Source organism: Enterobacter sp. SA197, assembly GCF_054131575.1.
The window spans coordinates 3,867,329-3,887,522 of record NZ_CP096393.1; the positions used below are offsets into that span (position 1 = coordinate 3,867,329).

Consider the following 20,194-nt stretch of genomic DNA (forward strand, 5'->3'; position numbering starts at 1 on the left):
ATTAAAGGTCACTCACTCAGTCCAATTAGTGCCACCACGTCATACCCTGTAGCGTTACGATGGCCAGAAGCACATAGCGTATCGCCTTTCCAAGGCATAAAAAAAGTACTACTGGCCCCCAGGAGAGGCGCATCCACCCCGCCAGCAGGCACAGCAAATCGCCTAAAACAGGCATCCAGCTCAGTAACAGTGTGGCTGCACCATAGCGTCTTAGCCAACCTGTTGCTTTTTCCTGCCAGCGTGATTTTTCACGCAATGGAAAGAAACGCCCAAGAATAACGTTTGTCAGCCCTCCAAGGCTATTACCCATTGTTGCTATTAACACAAGTAGCCAGGGCTGACTGATTCCAGATAGCAGCATTGCCACCAGGACGACCTCAGAGTTGCCAGGTAATAACGTGGCGCTGAGGAAACTACTGGCGAACAATGACAAGAGTGACAACAGCTCACTCACAATAAGCGTACATCCACCGCGTCCATACCCGCTGCACGCGCAGCCTGCAGTCCAAAGTCCGCATCTTCAAAGACAACACAACGGTCAGGGGCGACACCCATACGTTCAGCGCACAGCAAAAAGGTGTCCGGGGCAGGTTTGTGATTTTTTACATCGTCTGCGGCAACGACGGTGTCGAAATAGTGACGCAGACCCAGGTGCGCCAGCAGCGCTTCTGCAATCGCCGTTTCACTACCGGTTCCTACGCCCAGCGGACGACGGCCATGCCACTCCTTCACAACCTCTATCAGCGGCAAAGGGCGTACGGTGTCGAGCAGCATCGCTTTGACCGCATCGGTTTTTTCACGCGCGAGGGCGTAAGGATCGAGATCGGCATGATTGAATTCAATAACAGATTGCGCAATACGCCATGTGGGCGAGCCGTTTAATGCCACCATCGCCTGTAAATCGTAACGCAGACCATAATGGCCCAGAACTTCATGCCAGGCTTTACGGTGCGTCGGTTCGGTATCCAGGATGGTGCCATCCATATCGAAAATCAGGCCATCATAACGTTGGTACATCGTGTTCTCACAAACCGGATAACGGAACGTTACTTTATCGTAAACAAGGATTTTTGTCGCTGTTAACGAAATGATGAAGCAGGGATGCTTTGAGAAAACATGTTGCTCACTGCAAGGCAGGTGCATGAAAGAATGAATGGGGGGGGTGGGAAAAAAGTGCAACCGGGGAGATGGTGCATCCGGGAGGATTCGAACCTCCGACCGCTCGGTTCGTAGCCGAGTACTCTATCCAGCTGAGCTACGGATGCATTGGGATTACTGCTTTACTGCTGATACCTGATGTTATTACTACGCCACATCAGATTAAAGATGGTGCATCCGGGAGGATTCGAACCTCCGACCGCTCGGTTCGTAGCCGAGTACTCTATCCAGCTGAGCTACGGATGCATCGGGATTACTGCTTTACTGCTGATACCTGATGTTATTACTAAAACAACAGCAGATAAAAGATGGTGCATCCGGGAGGATTCGAACCTCCGACCGCTCGGTTCGTAGCCGAGTACTCTATCCAGCTGAGCTACGGATGCATCGGGATTACTGCTTTACTGCTGATACCTGATGTCATTACTAAAACAACAGCAGATAAAAGATGGTGCATCCGGGAGGATTCGAACCTCCGACCGCTCGGTTCGTAGCCGAGTACTCTATCCAGCTGAGCTACGGATGCAAAATGGCGGTGAGGCGGGGATTCGAACCCCGGATGCAGCTTTTGACCGCATACTCCCTTAGCAGGGGAGCGCCTTCAGCCTCTCGGCCACCTCACCACACGCGCCTCTTACGAGTGCTTCGAAGAACTTGTTTCTGCTCATCGTCGCTGCGTGGCGCACATATTACTTTCTGGGACTTATAAGTCAAACAATTTTTCCTGCACCTGAATCGTTTGCACACTTCGCAGACAATTCGTCGGTTAAAAGCGCAAAAAGGATGTTTTATCAGCACATTTTAAGCGATGAGGTCAGTTCATAAGAGGCAAAGAAAAGTGTCGTAAAGCAGAAGATTCAGCGAGGAGAGCAAGCAAAATAGCATCAAGCAAAGGAAGTACTGGCAGAGTGTTGCGTCTCGCCGGGCGGCGAGACGCGGTAAAATCAAAAACTGGATTGTTGCGATTTTTCAGCCTGGATACGCTGGTAGATCTCTTCACGGTGCACAGACACCTCTTTAGGGGCATTAACGCCAATGCGTACCTGGTTACCCTTAACCCCTAAAACAGTCACCGTGACCTCATCCCCAATCATGAGGGTCTCACCAACTCGACGAGTCAGAATCAGCATTCTTTGCTCCTTGAAAGATTAAAAGAGTCGGGTCTCTCTGTATCCCGGCATTCTCCATCATATAACGCCAAAAAGTAAGCGATGACAAACACGTAAAGTGTAAGCAGTCACGGCATTACATTCTGTTAGATGTAAGTTTAGCCGATATACACAACTTCAACCTGACTTTATCGTTTTCAATAGCGTAGTGGCAAGAACGCCATAACCGCAAGGCTATGGCGACTGCATTCGCTTTGTAATTATTACAGCTTCGCGTCTACCCAGCTTTTCACGCTGGCAAGAGCAGCCGGAAGGGCTGCAACGTCAGTGCCACCGGCTTGCGCCATGTCAGGACGTCCACCACCTTTACCACCCACTTGCTGGGCGATCATTCCAACCAGTTCCCCTGCTTTCACGCGGTCGGTCACATCCTTAGACACACCCGCAATCAGAGAAACCTTACCCTCTGCTACCGTAGCCAGGACGATAACCGCAGAACCTAACTGGTTCTTCAGGTCGTCGACCATCGTGCGCAGCATCTTCGGCTCAACGCCCGTCAGTTCGCTGACAAGCAATTTGACGCCGTTGATCTCTTCAGCCTTGCCAGACAAGCTTGCGCTTTCCTGAGCAGCCTGTTGTTCTTTTAACTGTTGCAGCTCTTTTTCAAGCTGACGCGAACGTTCGAGCGCCGAACGTACTTTATCGCCCAGGTTCGCGCTGTCGCCTTTCAGCAGTTGCGCGATATCCTGCAGCTGATCGCTCTGTGCATGCAGCGCGGCGATAGCACCCTCGCCCGTTACAGCTTCAATACGGCGTACACCCGCTGCGGTACCTGATTCAGACACAATGCGGAACAGGCCGATATCACCGGTACGCGAGGCATGCGTGCCCCCACATAATTCGGTAGAGAAATCGCCCATGCGCAGTACACGCACGCGTTCATCGTATTTCTCACCAAACAGCGCCATCGCACCGGACGCCTTCGCGGCATCAATATCCATGATGTTGGTTTCGATGGGCAGATTGCGGCGAATTTGCGCATTGACCATATCTTCTACCGCACGGATCTCTGACGGTTTCATGGCTTCAAAATGGGAGAAGTCAAAGCGCAGCGCTTTGTCATTTACCAGTGAGCCTTTCTGCGCTACATGCGTACCGAGCACATCACGCAGTGCGGCATGCATCAGGTGAGTGGCGGAGTGGTTCAGGCGAATGCGCAGACGACGTGCTTCGTCAACTTCCGCTTTCACACCGTCGCCAACTTTCAGCGAGCCGGTAGCAACGCTGCCGATATGACCAATCGCCTGGCCATATTTCTGGGTATCACTGACGGTAAAGGCAAAACCATTCCCTTTCAGTTCACCCTTATCGCCAACCTGACCGCCAGATTCAGCATAGAACGGGGTCTCATTCAGGACGACAACCGCATCCTGACCCGCGCTCACGACGTCAACAGCTTTACCGTCCACAAACAGTGCCGTGACTTTCCCGTTCAGTTCCAGATGATCGTAACCTTTAAATTCTGAGCTGCCCTCAACGCGGATCATTGTGTTGTAGTCGGCACCAAAACCGCTGGACTCACGCGCACGACGACGCTGCTCTTCCATCGCGGCTTCAAAGCCCGCTTCGTCCACTTTGATATTGCGCTCACGGCACACGTCGGCGGTCAAATCGACCGGGAAGCCATAGGTATCGTACAGGCGGAATGCGGTTTCGCCGTCCAGAGTGTCGCCTTTCAGCTTCGACAGCTCCTCGTCCAGCAGAGCCAGACCACGCTCCAGCGTACGCGCAAACTGCTCTTCTTCGGTTTTCAGAACCTGTTCAACCTGCGCCTGCTGACGCTTGAGCTCTTCGCCTGCCGAGCCCATCACTTCCAGCAGCGGTCCTACCAGTTTGAAGAAGAACGTGTCTTTCGCGCCCAGCATATTCCCGTGACGAATAGCACGACGGATAATGCGGCGCAGCACGTAGCCACGGTTTTCGTTGGAAGGAATCACGCCATCGGCGATCAGGAAGGCACAAGAGCGGATATGGTCAGCAATGACGCGCAGGGACTTGTTACCAAGGTCGGTTGCGCCAGTCACCTCGGCAACGGATTTAATCAGTTTGCTGAAGAGATCGATTTCGTAGTTAGAGTTCACGTGCTGTAGCACGGCAGCAATTCGCTCAAGGCCCATTCCGGTATCAACAGATGGCTTCGGCAGCGGTTCCATAGTACCGTCCGCCTGGCGATTGAACTGCATGAAAACGATGTTCCAGATCTCAATGTAGCGATCGCCGTCTTCTTCCGGGCTTCCCGGAGGGCCACCCCAGATATGGTCGCCGTGGTCAAAAAAGATCTCAGTACATGGCCCGCACGGACCCGTGTCACCCATCTGCCAGAAGTTATCAGAGGCGTACGGCGCACCTTTGTTGTCGCCGATGCGGATAATACGCTCGCGAGGAATACCGACCTCTTTTTCCCAGATGTCGTAGGCTTCATCATCGGTTTCGTACACGGTAACCCACAGACGCTCTTTTGGCAGATTGAACCAGTTTTCACCAGTTAACAGCTCCCACGCGTACTGAATGGCATCATGTTTGAAATAGTCGCCGAAGCTGAAGTTACCCAGCATTTCGAAGAAAGTATGGTGGCGCGCAGTGTAACCGACGTTTTCCAGGTCATTATGTTTACCGCCCGCACGGACGCAACGCTGTGCTGTAGTCGCGCGGGAATAATTACGCTTATCGAGGCCAAGGAAAACATCCTTGAACTGGTTCATCCCGGCGTTGGTAAACAGTAAAGTAGGGTCGTTATTCGGCACAAGGGAGCTGCTGGCAACTACCTGGTGGCCCTTGCTATGGAAAAAGTCGAGAAACGCCTGACGGATCTCAGCGGTGCTCTTGCTCATAATTATCCTGGAATCAAGCTAGCGAAATGTCGTACCGGGCCACTGCCTTTTGTCAGACAGCAACCCGCTACTGGAAAAGTGGGAATAAGATAAGTTTTCTTTACTACGAAGTAAAATCCCGTATGCGCTCAATCGGCAAAATTTCGCCAGATTTCCTGAATATCTTCCAGTAAATAGCCGCGGTAGAGTAAAAAGCGTTGCACTTTTACTTTGCTGGCAAACTCGGTCGGTAAAGGCTCACCAAATTTGCGCAGCGCCTGCTCCCGGGCCCGTTCGCTCCAGTCGATATCGCAGTCGCGCATCGCGCTTTCTCCGATGTCCCGTGACAGCCCCTTCTGCCCCAGCTCCTGGCGGATGCGGGCAGGGCCATATCCTTTGCGGCTCCGGCTGGCAATAAACTGCCGGGCAAAACGTTCATCGTCGAGATAGCGGTTTTCGCTGCACCACTCGACAACCTTGTCGATATCTTCCTGGCTTACATCTACTTTTTCCAGGCCATTCTTACTGACTACCGGCGCCGTAAGTTTTCGCCGCAGCTCCGCTTCACTATGGTCGCGCATTGCCAGGATGCGCAAGGCGCGATCGAGCACACGGGCATAATCGGAGCGACGGGGTGCGTTTTCAGACATAGCTAAATCCCCGGGACGTTAAAAGCAAAAAGGGCTGCATCAGCAGCCCTTGATTGTCATTCAGATTATCAGAAATCTTCGTTGGTTTCTTCGACGTCGTCACCGTTATCGTCGACAGAAAAGTCCGGTTTATCGCTCGGATTGCTGAGCAGGATCTCACGTACTTTCTTCTCGATTTCTTTTGCCGTTGCCGGGTTCTCTTTCAGCCAGTTAGTCGCGTTCGCTTTACCCTGACCGATTTTATCGCCGTTATAGCTGTACCAGGCACCGGCTTTCTCAATCAGCTTCTCTTTCACGCCGAGATCAACCAGCTCACCGTAGAAGTTAATACCTTCACCGTAAAGGATCTGGAATTCAGCCTGTTTGAACGGCGCTGCGATTTTGTTCTTCACCACTTTAACGCGGGTTTCACTCCCCACGACGTTATCGCCCTCTTTCACCGCACCAATGCGGCGGATGTCGAGACGAACAGACGCGTAGAACTTCAGCGCATTACCACCGGTGGTGGTTTCCGGGTTACCGAACATTACGCCAATTTTCATACGGATCTGGTTGATGAAGATCAGCAGCGTGTTGGACTGCTTCAGGTTACCCGCCAGCTTACGCATCGCCTGGCTCATCATACGTGCCGCAAGGCCCATGTGAGAGTCACCGATTTCACCTTCGATTTCCGCTTTCGGCGTCAGCGCCGCCACGGAGTCGACGACGATAACGTCAACTGCGCCTGAGCGTGCCAGCGCGTCACAGATTTCCAGCGCCTGCTCACCGGTATCCGGCTGAGAACAGAGCAGGTTATCAATATCAACGCCCAGCTTACGTGCATAGACAGGGTCCAGCGCGTGCTCTGCATCGATAAACGCACAAGTTTTCCCTTCACGCTGCGCGGAAGCGATAACCTGAAGGGTCAGCGTAGTTTTACCGGACGATTCCGGCCCGTAAATTTCGACGACACGGCCCATTGGCAGACCGCCTGCACCCAGCGCGATGTCAAGGGAAAGTGAACCCGTGGAGATGGTTTCCACGTCCATAGAACGGTCTTCACCCAGACGCATGATGGAGCCTTTACCGAATTGCTTTTCGATCTGACCCAGCGCTGCCGCAAGTGCTTTCTGTTTGTTTTCGTCGATAGCCATTATTACTCCTGTCATGCAAGGTGAAGCGCTATGCTTCGCCATGAATTTCTGATCTGATGCCGCAATTATACTGTATGGTCATACAGTATCAAGTGTTTTGTAGAAAATGTTGCCAGAGCGTATTGAGCGCATAAATCGTGGCCTGACGGCGCACCGCTTCACGGTCTCCCTCAAAGCATTCGCGGCGGGTAATCCCCTGTCCGTTCACCCCGGCAAAGCCGAACCACACCGTCCCGACCGGCTTTTCCTCACTGCCGCCCTCTGGCCCGGCGATACCACTGACAGAGATAGCATAGTCGGCTCTCGCCGCCTTCAGCGCACCAATTGCCATCTCCACCACTACCGGTTCACTGACGGCTCCGTGTGCGGCCAGCGTTTCCGGCTTGACGCCGATCATCTGGGATTTGGCTTCGTTGCTGTAGGTAACAAACCCGCGTTCAAACCAGGCAGAACTGCCTGCAATATCCGTTATCACCTTCGCTATCCAGCCGCCCGTACAGGACTCAGCGGTGGTCATCGTTGCGCCACGCGCTTTTAACGCCAGGCCCACTCGCTCGCTTAAATGCATTAATTCACTGTCAGTCATGATGACTCCTGTCGTGCCAACACCGTGGCAGAAAGATAGCACTTTCACGACAAAGGTGGGGGCGAGGTGATGAATTTACGAGGGGGCTTCAGAAAAAAGCCAGCGTACGCTGGCTTTCACTAGTTATTTCATGCTGTTGGCAATGGTTTCAACATTATGGCGAAATGCCTGAGTGTAGGTCTCTGCCACCCCGCCTTTCTTGCTCAGTGCTTCCGGGTAAAGCTCGCCGCCTGGCTGCGCCCCGGTGGCGGTGGCTATCTGTTTAACCAGGCGTGGATCAAGCTGGTTTTCCATAAACCAGGTGTGCACGCCGTCCGCTTTAATCTGCTTAATGAGTCCGGCAACCTGCTGCGCGCTGGCTTCACTTTCTGAAGAGAGCCCTTGCGGTGCGAGGAAGGTCACCCCGTACGCGCGACCAAAATAGCCGAAGGCGTCATGGCTGGTGAGCACTTTTCGTTTTTCCTGCGGGATGCCGTTAAACTGGGTTTTCGCCCAGCTGTCAAGCGAGTGAAGTTGTTTGATATAGCCTTCACCCGTTGCCTTCAGCGCCGCCTGGTCCTGCGGGTCGGCTTTCACCAGCGCCGCCAGAATATTTTGTGCATACAGTGCGCCATTGGCGGCATCATTCCAGGCATGTGGATCGGTCACAGTTTGGCCATCTTCTTCCAGCGTATGGGTTTTTACCCCCTCGGAGGCCACCACAACACTCCCTTTAAATCCTGAGGCTTTGACCAGTCTGTCGAGCCAGCCCTCCAGCCCCAGCCCATTGACGACAACCACATCCGCGTTGTTCAACAGCGCACTGTCTCTGGCAGTGGGCTCAAAAGTATGGGGATCGCCGTCAGGTCCCACGAGCGTGGTGACATTGACGTGATCGCCACCGGTTTTCGCTGCGATATCGCCCAGAACCGAAAAACTGGCGACAACATTTAACGTTTTCGCCATTGCCCCTTGCGTCATCAGCCCCAACGCCAACGCCAGCACCACCCCTGTTTTTTTCATCCTGTCCCCTTGTCTGATGTTTGTGCACGCAGACTGCTGCGTGCGCCGAATAAAATTGAAAAGATAAAAATGGCGCTCGCCGTCAGCACAATCGACGGCCCCGCCGGTAGCCCCGCCCCCCAGGAGAGACTCAGTCCCAGCCAGGCGCATACTGCACCGGTAAGACCTGCAAACAGCAGCAGTCCCGGCAAAGTCCTCGCCCAGCAGCGTGCCGCCACGGCCGGTAAAATCATCACCCCCACGGCCATTAACGTGCCCAGCACCTGAAACCCGGCGACAAGGTTCAGCACCAGCAGTGCCAGAAAGAGACTGTGAAAACGGGCGGCCAGGCGTGGCGCATTAATGTCTAAAAAACGGCTGTCGAACGCCTCACTGACAAAGCCGCGATAGCACAGCGCCAGGCTTAGCAACGTCAGCGTGGCAACGCCCGCTACAAAACGCGCAGCATCGCGGTCGACTGCCAGCACCGAGCCAAACAACAGATGAAGTAAATCAACGCTGGAGCCTCGCAGGGAGACCAGGGTTACCCCCAGAGCCAGCGATGCGAGATAGAGCCCGGCGAAGCTGGCGTCTTCCTTAAGCGGCGTGCGACGGCTGATCATGCCTGCCACCAGCGCCACCACAATCCCTGCGATAAACCCGCCCAGGCTCATCGCCAGTAGCGACATACCGTTAAGCAGAAAACCTGCAGCCACACCCGGTAAAATGGCGTGCGACAGGGCATCCCCCATCAGGCTCATGCGCCGCAATTGCAGAAAAACCCCCAGTGCCGTGGTACTGATGGACAACGCCAGACAGACCATCAGCGCGCGTCGCATAAAGCCGAACTCAATAAACGGCTGGAAAAAGAGATGCCATATCATGACTGGCCCTCCTTCTGCATTGGCAGGGGCGTTGCGCCCCACCTGGCGCTGGCACCGTCAAGACGCAACGTCTGCGGGAAATAGCGGGAGACACGCTCGCTGTCATGCAGGACGGCGAGAATGGTCTGACCGTGCTGATGCATGTCCACAATTTGTTCCATCAGCACCTGGCTTGTGGCTTCATCGACCCCGGTAAAAGGTTCATCCAGCATCACCAGCGGCGCCTGTTGCAGCCACATCCTGGCGAAGAGCATGCGCTGAAACTGCCCGCCGGAAAGGGTGTCAATGGTATGGCCTGCTAAAGCCCGTATTCCGACGCGCTCCAGCGCCTCCGGAACCTGTTTACGCTCTTTCGAACTCAGCCCGCGGAACAGCGACACGCGCGGCCAGCTTCCCATGCTCACCACATCCTGTACGGTGACAGGAAAATGGGGATCCAGGCTTTGCCGCTGAGCCAGCCAGCCGATGACCGGACGTGACTCGGGCCAGCGCAGCGCACCGCTCACCGGAACAAGCAGACCTGCCAGCGTCTTCAGTAACGTGGATTTTCCACACCCGTTTGCGCCGACAATCGCCGTCATACTGCCGCGCTCTACGACACCACACAGCGAAGGGGTTACAGCCTGGCCACCGTAGCCCGCGACGACATGATCAAGCTCAATCATGGCAGCGCCACCGACCAGGCGGTTAAAAGCCAGAGCGCCAACAGCAGTAGTGTGGCAAGACCGAGGCGTACCCACGCCGAACAGGAAAAAAGCGTCATCTTCGTCTTCAATGTTTACTTTATGTTATAACATAACAATAACCAGTGAGCGGGAGGAAGTAAACGGAACTTTGTTGCAGGAGTGCGTCGAAATGTTTCTGTCCCCTCCCGCAGGAGGGGAACAGAATTAGCGGATACGCGCCAGTGAGACCGCCTGGCCAAGCTGCCAGACCGCCATTGCGTAGTGTGTGCTGTGGTTGTAACGGGTGATGGTGTAGAAGTTTGGTAAACCAAACCAGTATTCGTAACCGCTTCCGATATCCAGACGCAGCAGGCTGGCCTGTTGATGATTACCCAGCGGCTGCTGCGGCGTTAATCCGGCGGCCATCAGCTGCGGGACGCTGTACTTAGTTTTAAAACCGTTCTCCAGTCCTGGCGCCTGACCGTTTGCCAGTACCGCGACCGGATCGCCTTTCACCCATCCATGCTCTTTGAAATAATTGGCCACGCTGCCAATGGCATCAACCGGATCCCACAGATCAATATGCCCGTCCCCGTTGAAGTCCACCGCATACTCTTTGTAGGACGACGGCATAAACTGACCATAGCCCATCGCACCAGCGAATGAGCCGGTCAGTTCCAGCGGATCGTCGCTCTCATCGCGCGCCATTAGCAGGAAGGTCTCCAGCTCACCCGCAAAATAGTCGGCACGGCGCGGGTAGCTAAAGGCCAGGGTCGCCAGCCCGTCAAGGATACGGGTTTTGCCCATCACGCGGCCCCAGCGGGTTTCCACACCAATAATGCCGACAATGATTTCCGGCGGCACGCCGTAGACCATCCAGGCGCGATTGAGCGCGTCTTCATACTGATTCCAGAACGCCACACCGTTTTGCACATTGTCCGGGGTGATAAATTTGCTGCGATAGCGCAGCCAGGCGCCGTTAGGTCCGGTCGGCCCGGCGGTAGTCGGTGCCTGACGATCCATAAGGTCCAGCACATAGTTCAGGCGCCTGGCCTGAGAAAGAATTTCGTGCAGTTGCTGACGATCAAACCCGTGCTTGCTCACCATCGCATCAATAAATTTTTCAGCGGCGGGGTTATTGGCGAAATCGCCCCCCATCACGGTGACATTATGCTGCGGTTTAAGCAGGAATCCGCCGGAGGGGGCGCCTGCTGTCGGCGATGAGGCCGGTGCTTCTGTTTTCTGAGGTTTGCTGGTGCAGGCGGCAAGGAGCACCAGCGCAGGGAGAAGGGCTGCGTAACGACGCTTAAACATGAGACATCCATTTAACAAGACAATCGACCAGGAGGAATTATGGTAAAGCATGCGGCCTTCCACAAGGAAGCACCATCGTTCTCTTATTCTCTTATCTGAAAAGCGCACCCTTCTTCATCTCAACAATTCAGTGCAAGGTTAATGCACGACAACCGCGCCGATAAAAGCCCATCATTTTATTCGTGCGGCTACAGCACGCCAGGGGGCATCCAGGACAGGCGCGGCGTCACCCTGCTGGCGCTGGCGGCAAACGGGCCGGGGACAAAAATCGGGCGGTCATTATCTACCCTTTCAGCCCCAGACGCTTCGCCAGCCGGTGCAGGTTGGCAACGTCAATATCCAGCGCACGTGCACTTGCCGCCCAGTTATGCTGATGCTGCTCCAGCGCCTGGCTGATGATGCGACGCTGAAACGCCTCGGTGGCTTCGCGCAGGTTGGGTGTTTCCGGCAGAGCTTTCACCGTCGTCGTTACCAGTTCCGGCTCCTCACTGAAGGCGAAATGGTGAATATCCAGCACCACCTCATCACTGCTACGGGTGGCGCGCGCCAGCACAATCGCGCGGTGTATCGCATGCTCAAGCTCACGCACGTTGCCCGGCCAGCGATAATCCAGCAGCTGCGCCCGCGCCCGCGGGCTGAGCACCACGCGTCCCAGCCCCAGACGCAGCCGCACCTGCTCGCAGAAGTAGCCCGCCAGCAGCACCACATCTTCCCTCCGCTCGCGAAGCGGCGGCACAATCAGCGGGAACACGCTCAGGCGGTGGAAGAGATCGGCACGAAACCGCCCTGCCAGCACCTCTTCGCGCAGGTCGCGGTTGGTGGCCGCCAGTACACGCACGTCCACCCGCAGGCTGCGATCGTCACCCACGCGCTGGATGTCGCCATACTGCAGTACGCGCAGCAGCTTGGCCTGGAGTGCCAGCGACAGCTCACCAATCTCATCAAGAAACAGCGTGCCCTTGTCGGCCATTTCAAATTTACCGCTGCGGTGGCTGATGGCCCCGGTAAACGCCCCTTTCACGTGCCCAAAAAGCTCGCTTTCCGCCACGCTTTCGGGCAGCGCGGCACAGTTGAGGTAGACCAGCGCATCAGCAGCACGTGGCGAATTTTCATGAATGGCTTTCGCTACCAGCTCTTTACCGGTGCCGGTCTCCCCGCTAATCAGCACGTTTAAATCCGAGGCAGCAACGATCTCAATCTCTTTTTTCAGCTGCAGCATACCGTCGCACAGGCCAATCATCTCGGTATGGGCCACCTGCTCAAAGGTTGCCGCCGGACCGGGTGCCATATTCTGGCTTTCAAGCTGTTCAATCAGCAGCGCATTATTGAGCGCCCCGGCCGCCAGAGCGGCAATCAGGCGCAGTTCTTCATCACTGAAACTGTCGAACTGATCCGGTGCCATACCGTCCAGGGTCAGCGCACCGATCAGGCTCTGTCCGGCGAACAGCGGCAGCCCCACGCAGGCATGTACCTTGAGGCTTTCCTGACCGGGGATCAGCCCGTCGTAGGGATCGGGCAGTGAGCTGTCGGCCGGAAAACGCACCACATCCCCGGCGCGGGCAATGGCTTCAAGCCGCGGATGGCCTTCCAGGGTGAAGCGGCGCCCCAGCACATCCTGCGCCAGCCCGTCGATAGCCAGCGGAATAAACTGACGTGATTCGTAGCGCAGCAGCGCAGAGGCATCACACTCAAGCACCTGCCGCAGAGTGGTGATTAAACGCTGAAACCGGTCCGCATGACCAATTCCGCTCTGTAATTCAATGGCGATCCCCGCCAGCACATCCACTGAAAAACTCATTTTCGCCTCACTGTCATTTTGACAATGGATGGTGTCATATTGACCATAAAAATAGTAGTCATTATGACTACCCCTGTCGGGTTACTTAAATAAAAAATAAAATTTATCAGTCACATAAAAACTGGCACGCCTTTTGATATAGCTAACACAACTTCTTTCATTCCGAACAGGTAAGTAAAATGACTATTCATGTAAAAAATAACATTCACTGGGTTGGCCAACGTGACTGGGAAGTTCGCGACTTTCATGGCACCGAGTACAAGACGCTGCGCGGCAGCAGCTACAACAGTTATTTGATCCGTGAAGGGAAAAACGTCCTCATCGATACCGTCGATCACAAATTCAGCCGCGAGTTCGTGCAGAACCTGCGCGCTGAGATCGATCTGAACGCCATCGACTACATCATTATTAACCATGCGGAAGAGGATCATGCCGGGGCGTTAACGGAGCTGATGTCTTACATCCCGAACACCCCGATTTACTGTACCACCAACGCCATCGACTCCATCAACGGTCACCACCATCACCCGGAGTGGAACTTCCACACCGTGAAAACCGGTGACGCGCTGGACATCGGCAATGGCAAGCAACTGATCTTTGTTGAAACCCCGATGCTGCACTGGCCGGACAGTATGATGACCTACATGACCGGTGATGCGGTGCTGTTCAGTAATGACGCCTTTGGTCAGCACTACTGCGACGAACGTCTGTTTAATGATGAAGTTGATCAGGCCGAACTGTTCGAACAGTGCCAGCGTTACTACGCCAATATCCTGACGCCGTTCAGCCGTCTGGTAACGCCAAAAATCACCGAAATCCTCGGTTTCAACCTGCCGGTAGAGATGATTGCTACCTCCCACGGCGTGGTGTGGCGCGATAACCCCACCCAGATAGTCGAGCTGTACCTGAAGTGGGCGGCAGATTACCAGGAAGATCGCATCACGATTTTCTACGACACCATGTCCAACAACACCCGCATGATGGCGGACGCCATCGCCCAGGGCATTAACGAAGTCGACCCCAATGTGGCAGTGAAAATCTTCAATGTCGCCCGCAGCGACAAAAACGACATTCTGACCAACGTCTTCCGTTCCAAAGGCGTGCTGGTAGGCACTTCCACCATGAACAATGTGATGATGCCGAAAATCGCCGGTCTGGTGGAAGAGATGACCGGCCTGCGCTTTCGTAACAAGCGCGCCAGTGCTTTTGGTTCTCACGGCTGGAGCGGCGGCGCGGTCGATCGTCTCTCCACCCGTTTGCAGGACGCAGGCTTTGAGATGTCTCTGAGCCTGAAAGCCAAATGGCGCCCGGACTTTGACGCCCTGGAAGTGTGCCGCGAACATGGCCGGGATATTGCCCGCCAATGGGCGCTCGCTCCGCTGCCTGCGCCGGTAAAAGCCACGCCGGTTGAGGAGTCCGCCTGCGCCTGTGCTGCCAGAGCCGCTGCGGACCTCGGCCCTTGCATGCAGTGCAGCGTCTGCCAGTGGGTTTACGACCCGGCTACCGGCGAACCGATGCAGGATGTGGCACCGGGCACCCCGTGGAGTGATGTCCCGGATAACTTCCTCTGCCCGGAATGCTCTCTTGGCAAAGAGGTGTTTGACGCCCTGGCGACGGAGGTCGTATGAACGCAGGCATTGCGATTATCGGCTCGGGCTTTGCCGCCCGACAGCTGGTGAAAAACATCCGCAAACAGGATGCCGCCGTCCCGCTTACGCTTATCGCCAACGACAGCATGGACGACTACAACAAACCGGACCTGAGCCATGTGTTAAGCCAGGGCCAGATGGCAGGCCACCTCACCCGCCAGTCGGCGGGGGAGTTTGCCGAGCAGTTCAATCTGCGCCTCTTCCCGCACACCCGCATCACCTCAGTGGACGCGCAGGCGAAAGTGGTGAAAAGCGCCGACAACAGCTGGCAGTACGACAAGCTGGTGCTGGCGACCGGGGCGCGGACTTTTATACCGCCGGTGGCGGGCAGCGAACGGATGTTTACCCTCAACAGCCAGCAGGAGTATCAGGCCTGTGAAACCCAGCTTCGGGATGCAAACCGGGTGCTGATTGTCGGCGGCGGGTTGATTGGCACCGAACTGGCGATGGATTTTCGCCGGGCGGGCAAAAGCGTCACGCTGGTTGATAACGCGGCGAGCATTCTCGCCTCGCTGATGCCGCCGGAAGTGAGCAGCCGCCTGCAACACTGCCTCTCAGAAATGGGGGTTCGTGTATTGCTGAATGCACGTCTTGAGGCGTTGCGTAAGGCTCCATCAGGCATAACGGCACGCTTTGAGGATGGGCTGGAAGTTAACGTGGATGCGGTGGTCGCCGCCACCGGTCTGGTGCCGGAAACCGCGCTGGCGCGCGAAGCGGGGGCCAGGGTTAATCGGGGAATTGTGGTTGATAACGCGCTGCAGACCAGCCAGCCGGGCATTTACGCGCTGGGTGATTGCGCAGAGATCAACGGCCAGTTGATGCCGTTCCTCCAGCCCATCCAGCTGTGTGCCATGTTCCTCGCGAAGCATCTGCTCGGGGTGAATTCGCCGCTCAACCTGCCCGCGATGCTGGTGAAGGTGAAGACCCCGGCCCTGCCGCTGCACCTGGCTGGTGAGAGTGCACGTCGTGATCTTAACTGGCACATCACTACCGATGCGCAGGGGATGGTGGCAAAAGGGGTGGATGAACAGCAGATCCTGCGGGCGTTTGTCGTCAGCGAAGATCATATGAAAACCGCTTTCGCCCTGCTTAAAGCGCTGCACACGACCTCGCCGCAGCAGTGACCCCCAGCCCCAGGGCGATAGTGCCGTCGCCCTGGGGCTGGCGCTGCCATCGAGAGAAGTGACGATGACAGCTCACGAGAAGGTATTATCGGGAAAGTGTAATAAGCGAATCGCGTAATATTAATTCGCCCATAAAGGGCGGACGAAATTTAAAGTCGCCTCCGTCCAGCATGAAGATTAAACGCTCAATCGTTTCCTGAATCATTTCTGTTACCGGTATTTTTACGCTCGATAAGGCAGGCACAACATAGGGCGCAATAGCAATATCATCGAAGCCTATCACCGAAACCTTATCCGGAACCAGGATGCCGTTATCGTGTAATTTCTTGATGGCACCAATAGCCATATCGTCATTGCTGGCGACCAGTGCGGTAAAATGCTCGCCGCGCCCAAGCAGCAATTCCACTCCTGCCGCCCCACTCTGCGGTGTCCATTTTCCTTCAATAATCAATTCACTGCGAATTTTTATGTTTTTTTTCGTTAATGCGTCTTTGTAGCCTGACAGACGTTCAATTCCGGTAGGCGAATCGAGCGAACCGGTAATAAACGCGATATCACGATGACCCATCTCAATTAATCTACTCACTGCATTAAAGCTGGAGGCTTTTTGATCGCACCATACACAGTGGCTGCTGTTATTATGCAGACGGCGATTCAGCACCATTATCGGCTGCGCATGTTTTTTAACGATTGCATCCATTTCTTCAACGCTTAAAAAGCGTGGATAAATAATGATCGCGTCACATTTGAGATCGAGTAAATACTGAATAGCATCACGCTCCTCTTCGGCGCTATGTTTGCCGTCAGCAAGGATCAGCTGCCGCCCCTGGTCTTCAGTCATCCGCGCCGCATGAAACAGCAGCTCGCTGAAATAAACCCCGTGGTAGAGCGTGTTGGTCACCACCAGCCCTAGCGTCTGCGTCTTTTTGGTCGCCAGATTGCGTGCCAGCAGGTTCGGGCGGTATCCACTCTCTTCAATCGCCTGAAACACGCGGTCTTTTGTCTCCTGGCTGACGTAGCCGTTGCCCGACAGCACGCGCGAGACCGTTGCTTTCGATACCCCAGCCCGCTTCGCCACCTCAAGCATTGTGGTCATGTTGCTTATCCGTTTGATGATGATGCGTTGCAGTGTACTTCACCCGGATTGGAATGTCGTAACGCGAAAACCAACCCTCAAAATTAATGAGCGATCATCGTCACAAATTTTAAACAAGATGAAATTTTGACCTTGTTTGCTTTAAAAAAAGTAATCATGATTTTGTGGAACCGGTTTCCTATTCAGTGTTTCAGACCCCGTTCCACAATGGCGGTCTGAAGTCATACCTAATTGATAAAACAGGATATAACCCGATGTCGAAGAACTATGCGGCACTGGCTAACGCCGTTGTCAGCGCCCTGGGTGGGGTGGATAACGTTGCTGCCGTTACCCACTGTATGACGCGCCTGCGTTTCGTGGTCAAAGATGAGAGCAAAATCGACAGCCCCGAACTCAAAGGCATTACAGGGGTGATGGGGGTGGTGCGTAACGACAACCAGTGCCAGGTGATCATCGGCAACGCCGTATCACATGCGTATCGTGAAGTGGTAGCCCTGCTGCCGGGCGATATGCAGCCAGCCGTGCCTGCTGGAAAGCAAAAACTGACGTTACGGCGCATTGGCGCGGGGATCCTGGATGCTCTGATCGGAACCATGTCCCCGTTGATCCCGGCGATCATTGGTGGTTCGATGGTGAAACTGCTGGCGATGGTGCTGGAAATGTCCGGCGCACTGCCCAAAGGCTCCTCAACGCTGACCATCCTGACCGTGATCGGCGATGGGGCCTTCTTCTTCCTGCCACTGATGGTGGCCGCCTCTGCCGCCGTAAAATTCAAAACCAATATGTCGCTGGCAATTGCGATTGCCGGTGTGCTGGTGCATCCGAGCTTTATTGAGCTGATGGCGAAAGCCGCGCAGGGCGAACACGTTGAGTTTGCGCTGGTGCCAGTGACGGCAGTGAAATACACCTACACCGTGATTCCGGCGCTGGTGATGACCTGGTGCCTGTCATATATCGAGCGCTGGGTCGACAAAATTACCCCGGCGGTAACCAAAAACTTCCTCAAGCCCATGCTGATTGTGCTGATTGCCGCCCCGCTCGCCATCGTGCTGATTGGGCCGTTGGGCATCTGGATCGGTAGCGGTATATCGTCGCTGGTCTATACCATCCACGGCTATCTTGGCTGGCTGTCCGTCGCCATTATGGGCGCGCTGTGGCCGCTGCTGGTGATGACCGGTATGCATCGTGTATTTACGCCGACTATCATTCAGACCATTGCCGAAACCGGCAAAGAAGGCATGGTCATGCCGTCTGAAATTGGTGCCAACCTGTCGCTGGGCGGCTCATCCCTGGCGGTGGCATGGAAAACGAAAAACCCGGAACTGCGCCAGACAGCGCTGGCTGCCGCCGCCTCTGCTATTCTTGCTGGCATCTCTGAGCCGGCCCTCTACGGGGTGGCGGTGCGCCTGAAACGTCCGCTGATTGCGAGTCTGATAAGCGGGTTTATCTGCGGTGCGATTGCCGGTATCGCAGGTCTTGCCAGCCACTCCATGGCCGCGCCCGGCCTTTTTACCAGCGTTCAGTTCTTCGATCCGGCCAATCCAGTGACCATCGTCTGGGTGTTCGGCGTAATGGCACTGGCGGTGGTGCTCTCCTTTGTTCTGACGCTGCTTCTCGGGTTTGAAGATATTCCGGTCGAAGCAGAGGCGCAGAAACCGCAGGCGAAAAGGTCTGCACCCGTTCAAGAAGCACAAGCCTGAATACAAGCGAGGTAACGCATGTCAGTCTTTCCGAAAGGATTTTTATGGGGCGGTGCCATTGCCGCCAACCAGGCCGAAGGGGCCTGGCAGGAAGGCGGTAAGGGAGTGACCACCGTCGATATGATCCCGCATGGGGTTAACCGCCTGCCGGTCAAACTGGGCCAGGAGAAGCGCGTTGCACTGCGTGAGGATGAGTATTACCCAAGCCACGAGGCGATCGATTTTTATCATCGTTATAAAGAAGATATCGCCCTGATGGCGGAGATGGGTTTTAGCGTGTTTCGCACCTCCATTGCCTGGAGCCGTCTCTACCCGAATGGTGATGAAGTCACGCCCAATGCGGAAGGTATCGCCTTCTATCGCGATATGTTTGCCGAGTGCAAAAAGTACAATATCGAGCCGCTGGTGACGCTGTGCCATTTCGACGTGCCGATGCACCTGGTGACCGAATACGGTTCCTGGCGCAACCGTAAGATGGTGGAGTTCTTCACCCGCTACGCGCGCACCTGTTTTGAAGCCTTTGATGGTCTGGTGAAATACTGGCTGACCTTCAACGAAATCAACATCATGCTGCACAGTCCCTTTTCCGGGGCGGGGCTGGTGTTCGAAGAGGGGGAGAATCAGGATCAGGTGAAGTACCAGGCGGCGCACCACGAGTTGATTGCCAGTGCGCTGGCGACCAAAATTGCCCATGAAGTGAACCCGCACAACCAGGTAGGCTGTATGCTGGCAGGCGGTAACTTCTACCCTTACTCCTGTAAGCCTGAGGATGTGTGGGCGGCGCTGGAAAAAGATCGTGAGAACCTGTTCTTTATTGATATACAGGCACGCGGTGCCTATCCCGCCTACACCGCACGCGTGTTCCGTGAAAAAGGGGTCAGTATTGTCAAAGAAGCAGGCGACGATGAGATCCTGAAAAACACCGTCGATTTTGTCTCTTTTAGCTATTACGCCTCACGCTGCGCCTCGGCGGAAATGAATCAGCTGAACACTACGGCGGCGAATATCGTGAAATCGCTGCGTAACCCGCATGTTCAGGTGAGCGAGTGGGGCTGGGGTATTGACCCGCTCGGTCTGCGCATCACAATGAATATGATGTACGACCGATATCAGAAGCCCTTGTTTTTGGTGGAAAATGGACTGGGTGCGAAAGACGAATTCAATGCTGAAGGCGAAATTGAAGATGATTATCGCATCAGCTATCTGCGTGAACATATCCGCGCGATGGGCGATGCCATCGAAGATGGCATTCCGGTGATGGGGTATACCAGCTGGGGCTGCATCGATCTTGTGGCGGCATCCACTGGTGAGATGAGCAAACGCTACGGCTTTATCTATGTTGACCGGGACGATGCCGGCAAGGGTACGCTCGAGCGTAAGCGCAAAAAATCCTTCTGGTGGTATAAAAAAGTGATTGCCAGCAACGGTGCCGATCTGGAGTAAAGTGCCCGTTAAGCGCCTGGCGACTTCACGTTGC

17 protein-coding genes and 5 tRNA genes are annotated in these 20,194 nt (G+C 55.0%); 4 read left to right on the forward strand and 18 right to left on the reverse strand.

From position 1 onward, the window contains the following. Positions 1 to 25 precede the first annotated feature (25 nt). From M1D91_RS18155 to norR, 17 genes are all read right to left on the reverse strand, one after another. On the reverse strand, positions 26 to 454 hold the full coding sequence (locus tag M1D91_RS18155) for a YqaA family protein (RefSeq protein WP_437432626.1): 429 nt from the start codon (positions 452 to 454) through the stop codon (positions 26 to 28). Next, positions 451 to 1,017 carry a fructose-1-phosphate/6-phosphogluconate phosphatase gene (yqaB, locus tag M1D91_RS18160; RefSeq protein ID WP_437432625.1) on the reverse strand — a complete coding sequence of 189 codons (567 nt, stop codon included), beginning with the start codon at positions 1,015 to 1,017 and terminating at the stop codon, positions 451 to 453. The genes M1D91_RS18155 and yqaB overlap by 4 nt, the downstream gene beginning before the upstream one ends. Before the next feature lie 171 nt (positions 1,018 to 1,188). Continuing rightward, positions 1,189 to 1,265, reverse strand: a tRNA-Arg gene (locus tag M1D91_RS18165). 62 nt (positions 1,266 to 1,327) lie between these two features. After that, positions 1,328 to 1,404: transfer RNA gene (locus M1D91_RS18170), tRNA-Arg, on the reverse strand. A 63-nt stretch (positions 1,405 to 1,467) separates the two neighbouring features. Further along, positions 1,468 to 1,544 (reverse strand) — tRNA-Arg (locus M1D91_RS18175). A 63-nt stretch (positions 1,545 to 1,607) separates the two neighbouring features. After that, positions 1,608 to 1,684 (reverse strand) — tRNA-Arg (locus M1D91_RS18180). 4 nt (positions 1,685 to 1,688) lie between these two features. Then, positions 1,689 to 1,781: transfer RNA gene (locus M1D91_RS18185), tRNA-Ser, on the reverse strand. A gap of 321 nt (positions 1,782 to 2,102) precedes the next feature. Continuing rightward, positions 2,103 to 2,288 carry a carbon storage regulator CsrA gene (csrA, locus tag M1D91_RS18190; protein ID WP_002434672.1) on the reverse strand — a complete coding sequence of 62 codons (186 nt, stop codon included), beginning with the start codon at positions 2,286 to 2,288 and terminating at the stop codon, positions 2,103 to 2,105. A gap of 242 nt (positions 2,289 to 2,530) precedes the next feature. Continuing rightward, positions 2,531 to 5,158: an alanine--tRNA ligase gene (gene alaS, locus M1D91_RS18195; RefSeq protein ID WP_437432624.1), complete on the reverse strand. Its 2,628-nt coding sequence runs from the start codon at positions 5,156 to 5,158 to the stop codon at positions 2,531 to 2,533. A 128-nt stretch (positions 5,159 to 5,286) separates the two neighbouring features. Further along, positions 5,287 to 5,787: a recombination regulator RecX gene (gene recX / locus M1D91_RS18200; RefSeq protein WP_437432623.1), complete on the reverse strand. Its 501-nt coding sequence runs from the start codon at positions 5,785 to 5,787 to the stop codon at positions 5,287 to 5,289. A gap of 68 nt (positions 5,788 to 5,855) precedes the next feature. Then, the gene (gene recA / locus M1D91_RS18205; protein WP_437432622.1) at positions 5,856 to 6,920 is read right to left on the reverse strand and encodes a recombinase RecA; all 1,065 of its coding nucleotides are present in this window, start codon (positions 6,918 to 6,920) and stop codon (positions 5,856 to 5,858) included. 88 nt (positions 6,921 to 7,008) lie between these two features. Continuing rightward, positions 7,009 to 7,506, reverse strand: coding sequence for a nicotinamide-nucleotide amidase (pncC, locus tag M1D91_RS18210; protein ID WP_437432621.1), 498 nt, complete (start codon positions 7,504 to 7,506; stop codon positions 7,009 to 7,011). A 123-nt stretch (positions 7,507 to 7,629) separates the two neighbouring features. Continuing rightward, positions 7,630 to 8,508, reverse strand: a complete 879-nt coding sequence (locus M1D91_RS18215; RefSeq protein WP_437432620.1) for a metal ABC transporter substrate-binding protein — start codon at positions 8,506 to 8,508, stop codon at positions 7,630 to 7,632. Then, on the reverse strand, positions 8,505 to 9,371 hold the full coding sequence (locus M1D91_RS18220; RefSeq protein ID WP_437432619.1) for a metal ABC transporter permease: 867 nt from the start codon (positions 9,369 to 9,371) through the stop codon (positions 8,505 to 8,507). Before M1D91_RS18220 ends, M1D91_RS18215 begins: the two co-directional genes overlap by 4 nt. Continuing rightward, entirely contained in the window at positions 9,368 to 10,036 is a 669-nt protein-coding gene (locus M1D91_RS18225) for a metal ABC transporter ATP-binding protein (protein WP_437432618.1), read from the reverse strand. The genes M1D91_RS18220 and M1D91_RS18225 overlap by 4 nt, the downstream gene beginning before the upstream one ends. 225 nt (positions 10,037 to 10,261) lie before the next feature. Next, positions 10,262 to 11,350: a lytic murein transglycosylase B gene (gene mltB / locus M1D91_RS18230; RefSeq protein WP_437432617.1), complete on the reverse strand. Its 1,089-nt coding sequence runs from the start codon at positions 11,348 to 11,350 to the stop codon at positions 10,262 to 10,264. 283 nt (positions 11,351 to 11,633) lie between these two features. Then, positions 11,634 to 13,148 carry a nitric oxide reductase transcriptional regulator NorR gene (norR, locus tag M1D91_RS18235; protein WP_437432616.1) on the reverse strand — a complete coding sequence of 505 codons (1,515 nt, stop codon included), beginning with the start codon at positions 13,146 to 13,148 and terminating at the stop codon, positions 11,634 to 11,636. Between the two features lie 179 nt (positions 13,149 to 13,327). On the opposite strand from norR, the gene norV reads away from it, so the two are divergent. Together norV and norW are read left to right on the forward strand one after the other, a co-directional pair. After that, positions 13,328 to 14,776 carry an anaerobic nitric oxide reductase flavorubredoxin gene (gene norV, locus M1D91_RS18240; protein ID WP_437432615.1) on the forward strand — a complete coding sequence of 483 codons (1,449 nt, stop codon included), beginning with the start codon at positions 13,328 to 13,330 and terminating at the stop codon, positions 14,774 to 14,776. Then, positions 14,773 to 15,921 (forward strand): NADH:flavorubredoxin reductase NorW, encoded by a 1,149-nt coding sequence (norW, locus tag M1D91_RS18245; RefSeq protein ID WP_437432614.1) that lies wholly within the window; start codon positions 14,773 to 14,775, stop codon positions 15,919 to 15,921. Before norV ends, norW begins: the two co-directional genes overlap by 4 nt. Positions 15,922 to 16,006: 85 nt before the next feature. Here the strand turns inward: norW and M1D91_RS18250 are convergent, their stop codons facing one another. Continuing rightward, entirely contained in the window at positions 16,007 to 17,017 is a 1,011-nt protein-coding gene (locus M1D91_RS18250) for a LacI family DNA-binding transcriptional regulator (RefSeq protein WP_437432613.1), read from the reverse strand. A gap of 254 nt (positions 17,018 to 17,271) precedes the next feature. Between M1D91_RS18250 and ascF the strand changes: the two genes are divergently transcribed. Together ascF and M1D91_RS18260 are read left to right on the forward strand one after the other, a co-directional pair. Beyond that, positions 17,272 to 18,717, forward strand: a complete 1,446-nt coding sequence (gene ascF / locus M1D91_RS18255) for a PTS cellobiose/arbutin/salicin transporter subunit IIBC (protein WP_437432612.1) — start codon at positions 17,272 to 17,274, stop codon at positions 18,715 to 18,717. Positions 18,718 to 18,735: 18 nt separating this feature from the next. Continuing rightward, positions 18,736 to 20,160, forward strand: a complete 1,425-nt coding sequence (locus M1D91_RS18260) for a 6-phospho-beta-glucosidase (protein ID WP_437432611.1) — start codon at positions 18,736 to 18,738, stop codon at positions 20,158 to 20,160. The last annotated feature ends 34 nt before the right edge of the window (positions 20,161 to 20,194 follow it).

Bases quoted from the DNA above. Each gene is read 5' to 3' on its own strand.
- mltB (WP_437432617.1), bottom strand. From the start codon at position 11,350: ATGTTTAAGCGTCGTTACGCAGCCCTTCTCCCTGCGCTGGTGCTCCTT.
- M1D91_RS18225 (WP_437432618.1), bottom strand. From the start codon at position 10,036: ATGATTGAGCTTGATCATGTCGTCGCGGGCTACGGTGGCCAGGCTGTA.
- M1D91_RS18215 (WP_437432620.1), bottom strand. From the start codon at position 8,508: ATGAAAAAAACAGGGGTGGTGCTGGCGTTGGCGTTGGGGCTGATGACG.
- norW (WP_437432614.1), top strand. From the start codon at position 14,773: ATGAACGCAGGCATTGCGATTATCGGCTCGGGCTTTGCCGCCCGACAG.
- csrA (WP_002434672.1), bottom strand. From the start codon at position 2,288: ATGCTGATTCTGACTCGTCGAGTTGGTGAGACCCTCATGATTGGGGAT.
- M1D91_RS18260 (WP_437432611.1), top strand. From the start codon at position 18,736: ATGTCAGTCTTTCCGAAAGGATTTTTATGGGGCGGTGCCATTGCCGCC.
- ascF (WP_437432612.1), top strand. From the start codon at position 17,272: ATGTCGAAGAACTATGCGGCACTGGCTAACGCCGTTGTCAGCGCCCTG.
- norV (WP_437432615.1), top strand. From the start codon at position 13,328: ATGACTATTCATGTAAAAAATAACATTCACTGGGTTGGCCAACGTGAC.
- norR (WP_437432616.1), bottom strand. From the start codon at position 13,148: ATGAGTTTTTCAGTGGATGTGCTGGCGGGGATCGCCATTGAATTACAG.
- recA (WP_437432622.1), bottom strand. From the start codon at position 6,920: ATGGCTATCGACGAAAACAAACAGAAAGCACTTGCGGCAGCGCTGGGT.
- yqaB (WP_437432625.1), bottom strand. From the start codon at position 1,017: ATGTACCAACGTTATGATGGCCTGATTTTCGATATGGATGGCACCATC.
- M1D91_RS18250 (WP_437432613.1), bottom strand. From the start codon at position 17,017: ATGACCACAATGCTTGAGGTGGCGAAGCGGGCTGGGGTATCGAAAGCA.
- alaS (WP_437432624.1), bottom strand. From the start codon at position 5,158: ATGAGCAAGAGCACCGCTGAGATCCGTCAGGCGTTTCTCGACTTTTTC.
- pncC (WP_437432621.1), bottom strand. From the start codon at position 7,506: ATGACTGACAGTGAATTAATGCATTTAAGCGAGCGAGTGGGCCTGGCG.
- M1D91_RS18220 (WP_437432619.1), bottom strand. From the start codon at position 9,371: ATGATATGGCATCTCTTTTTCCAGCCGTTTATTGAGTTCGGCTTTATG.
- recX (WP_437432623.1), bottom strand. From the start codon at position 5,787: ATGTCTGAAAACGCACCCCGTCGCTCCGATTATGCCCGTGTGCTCGAT.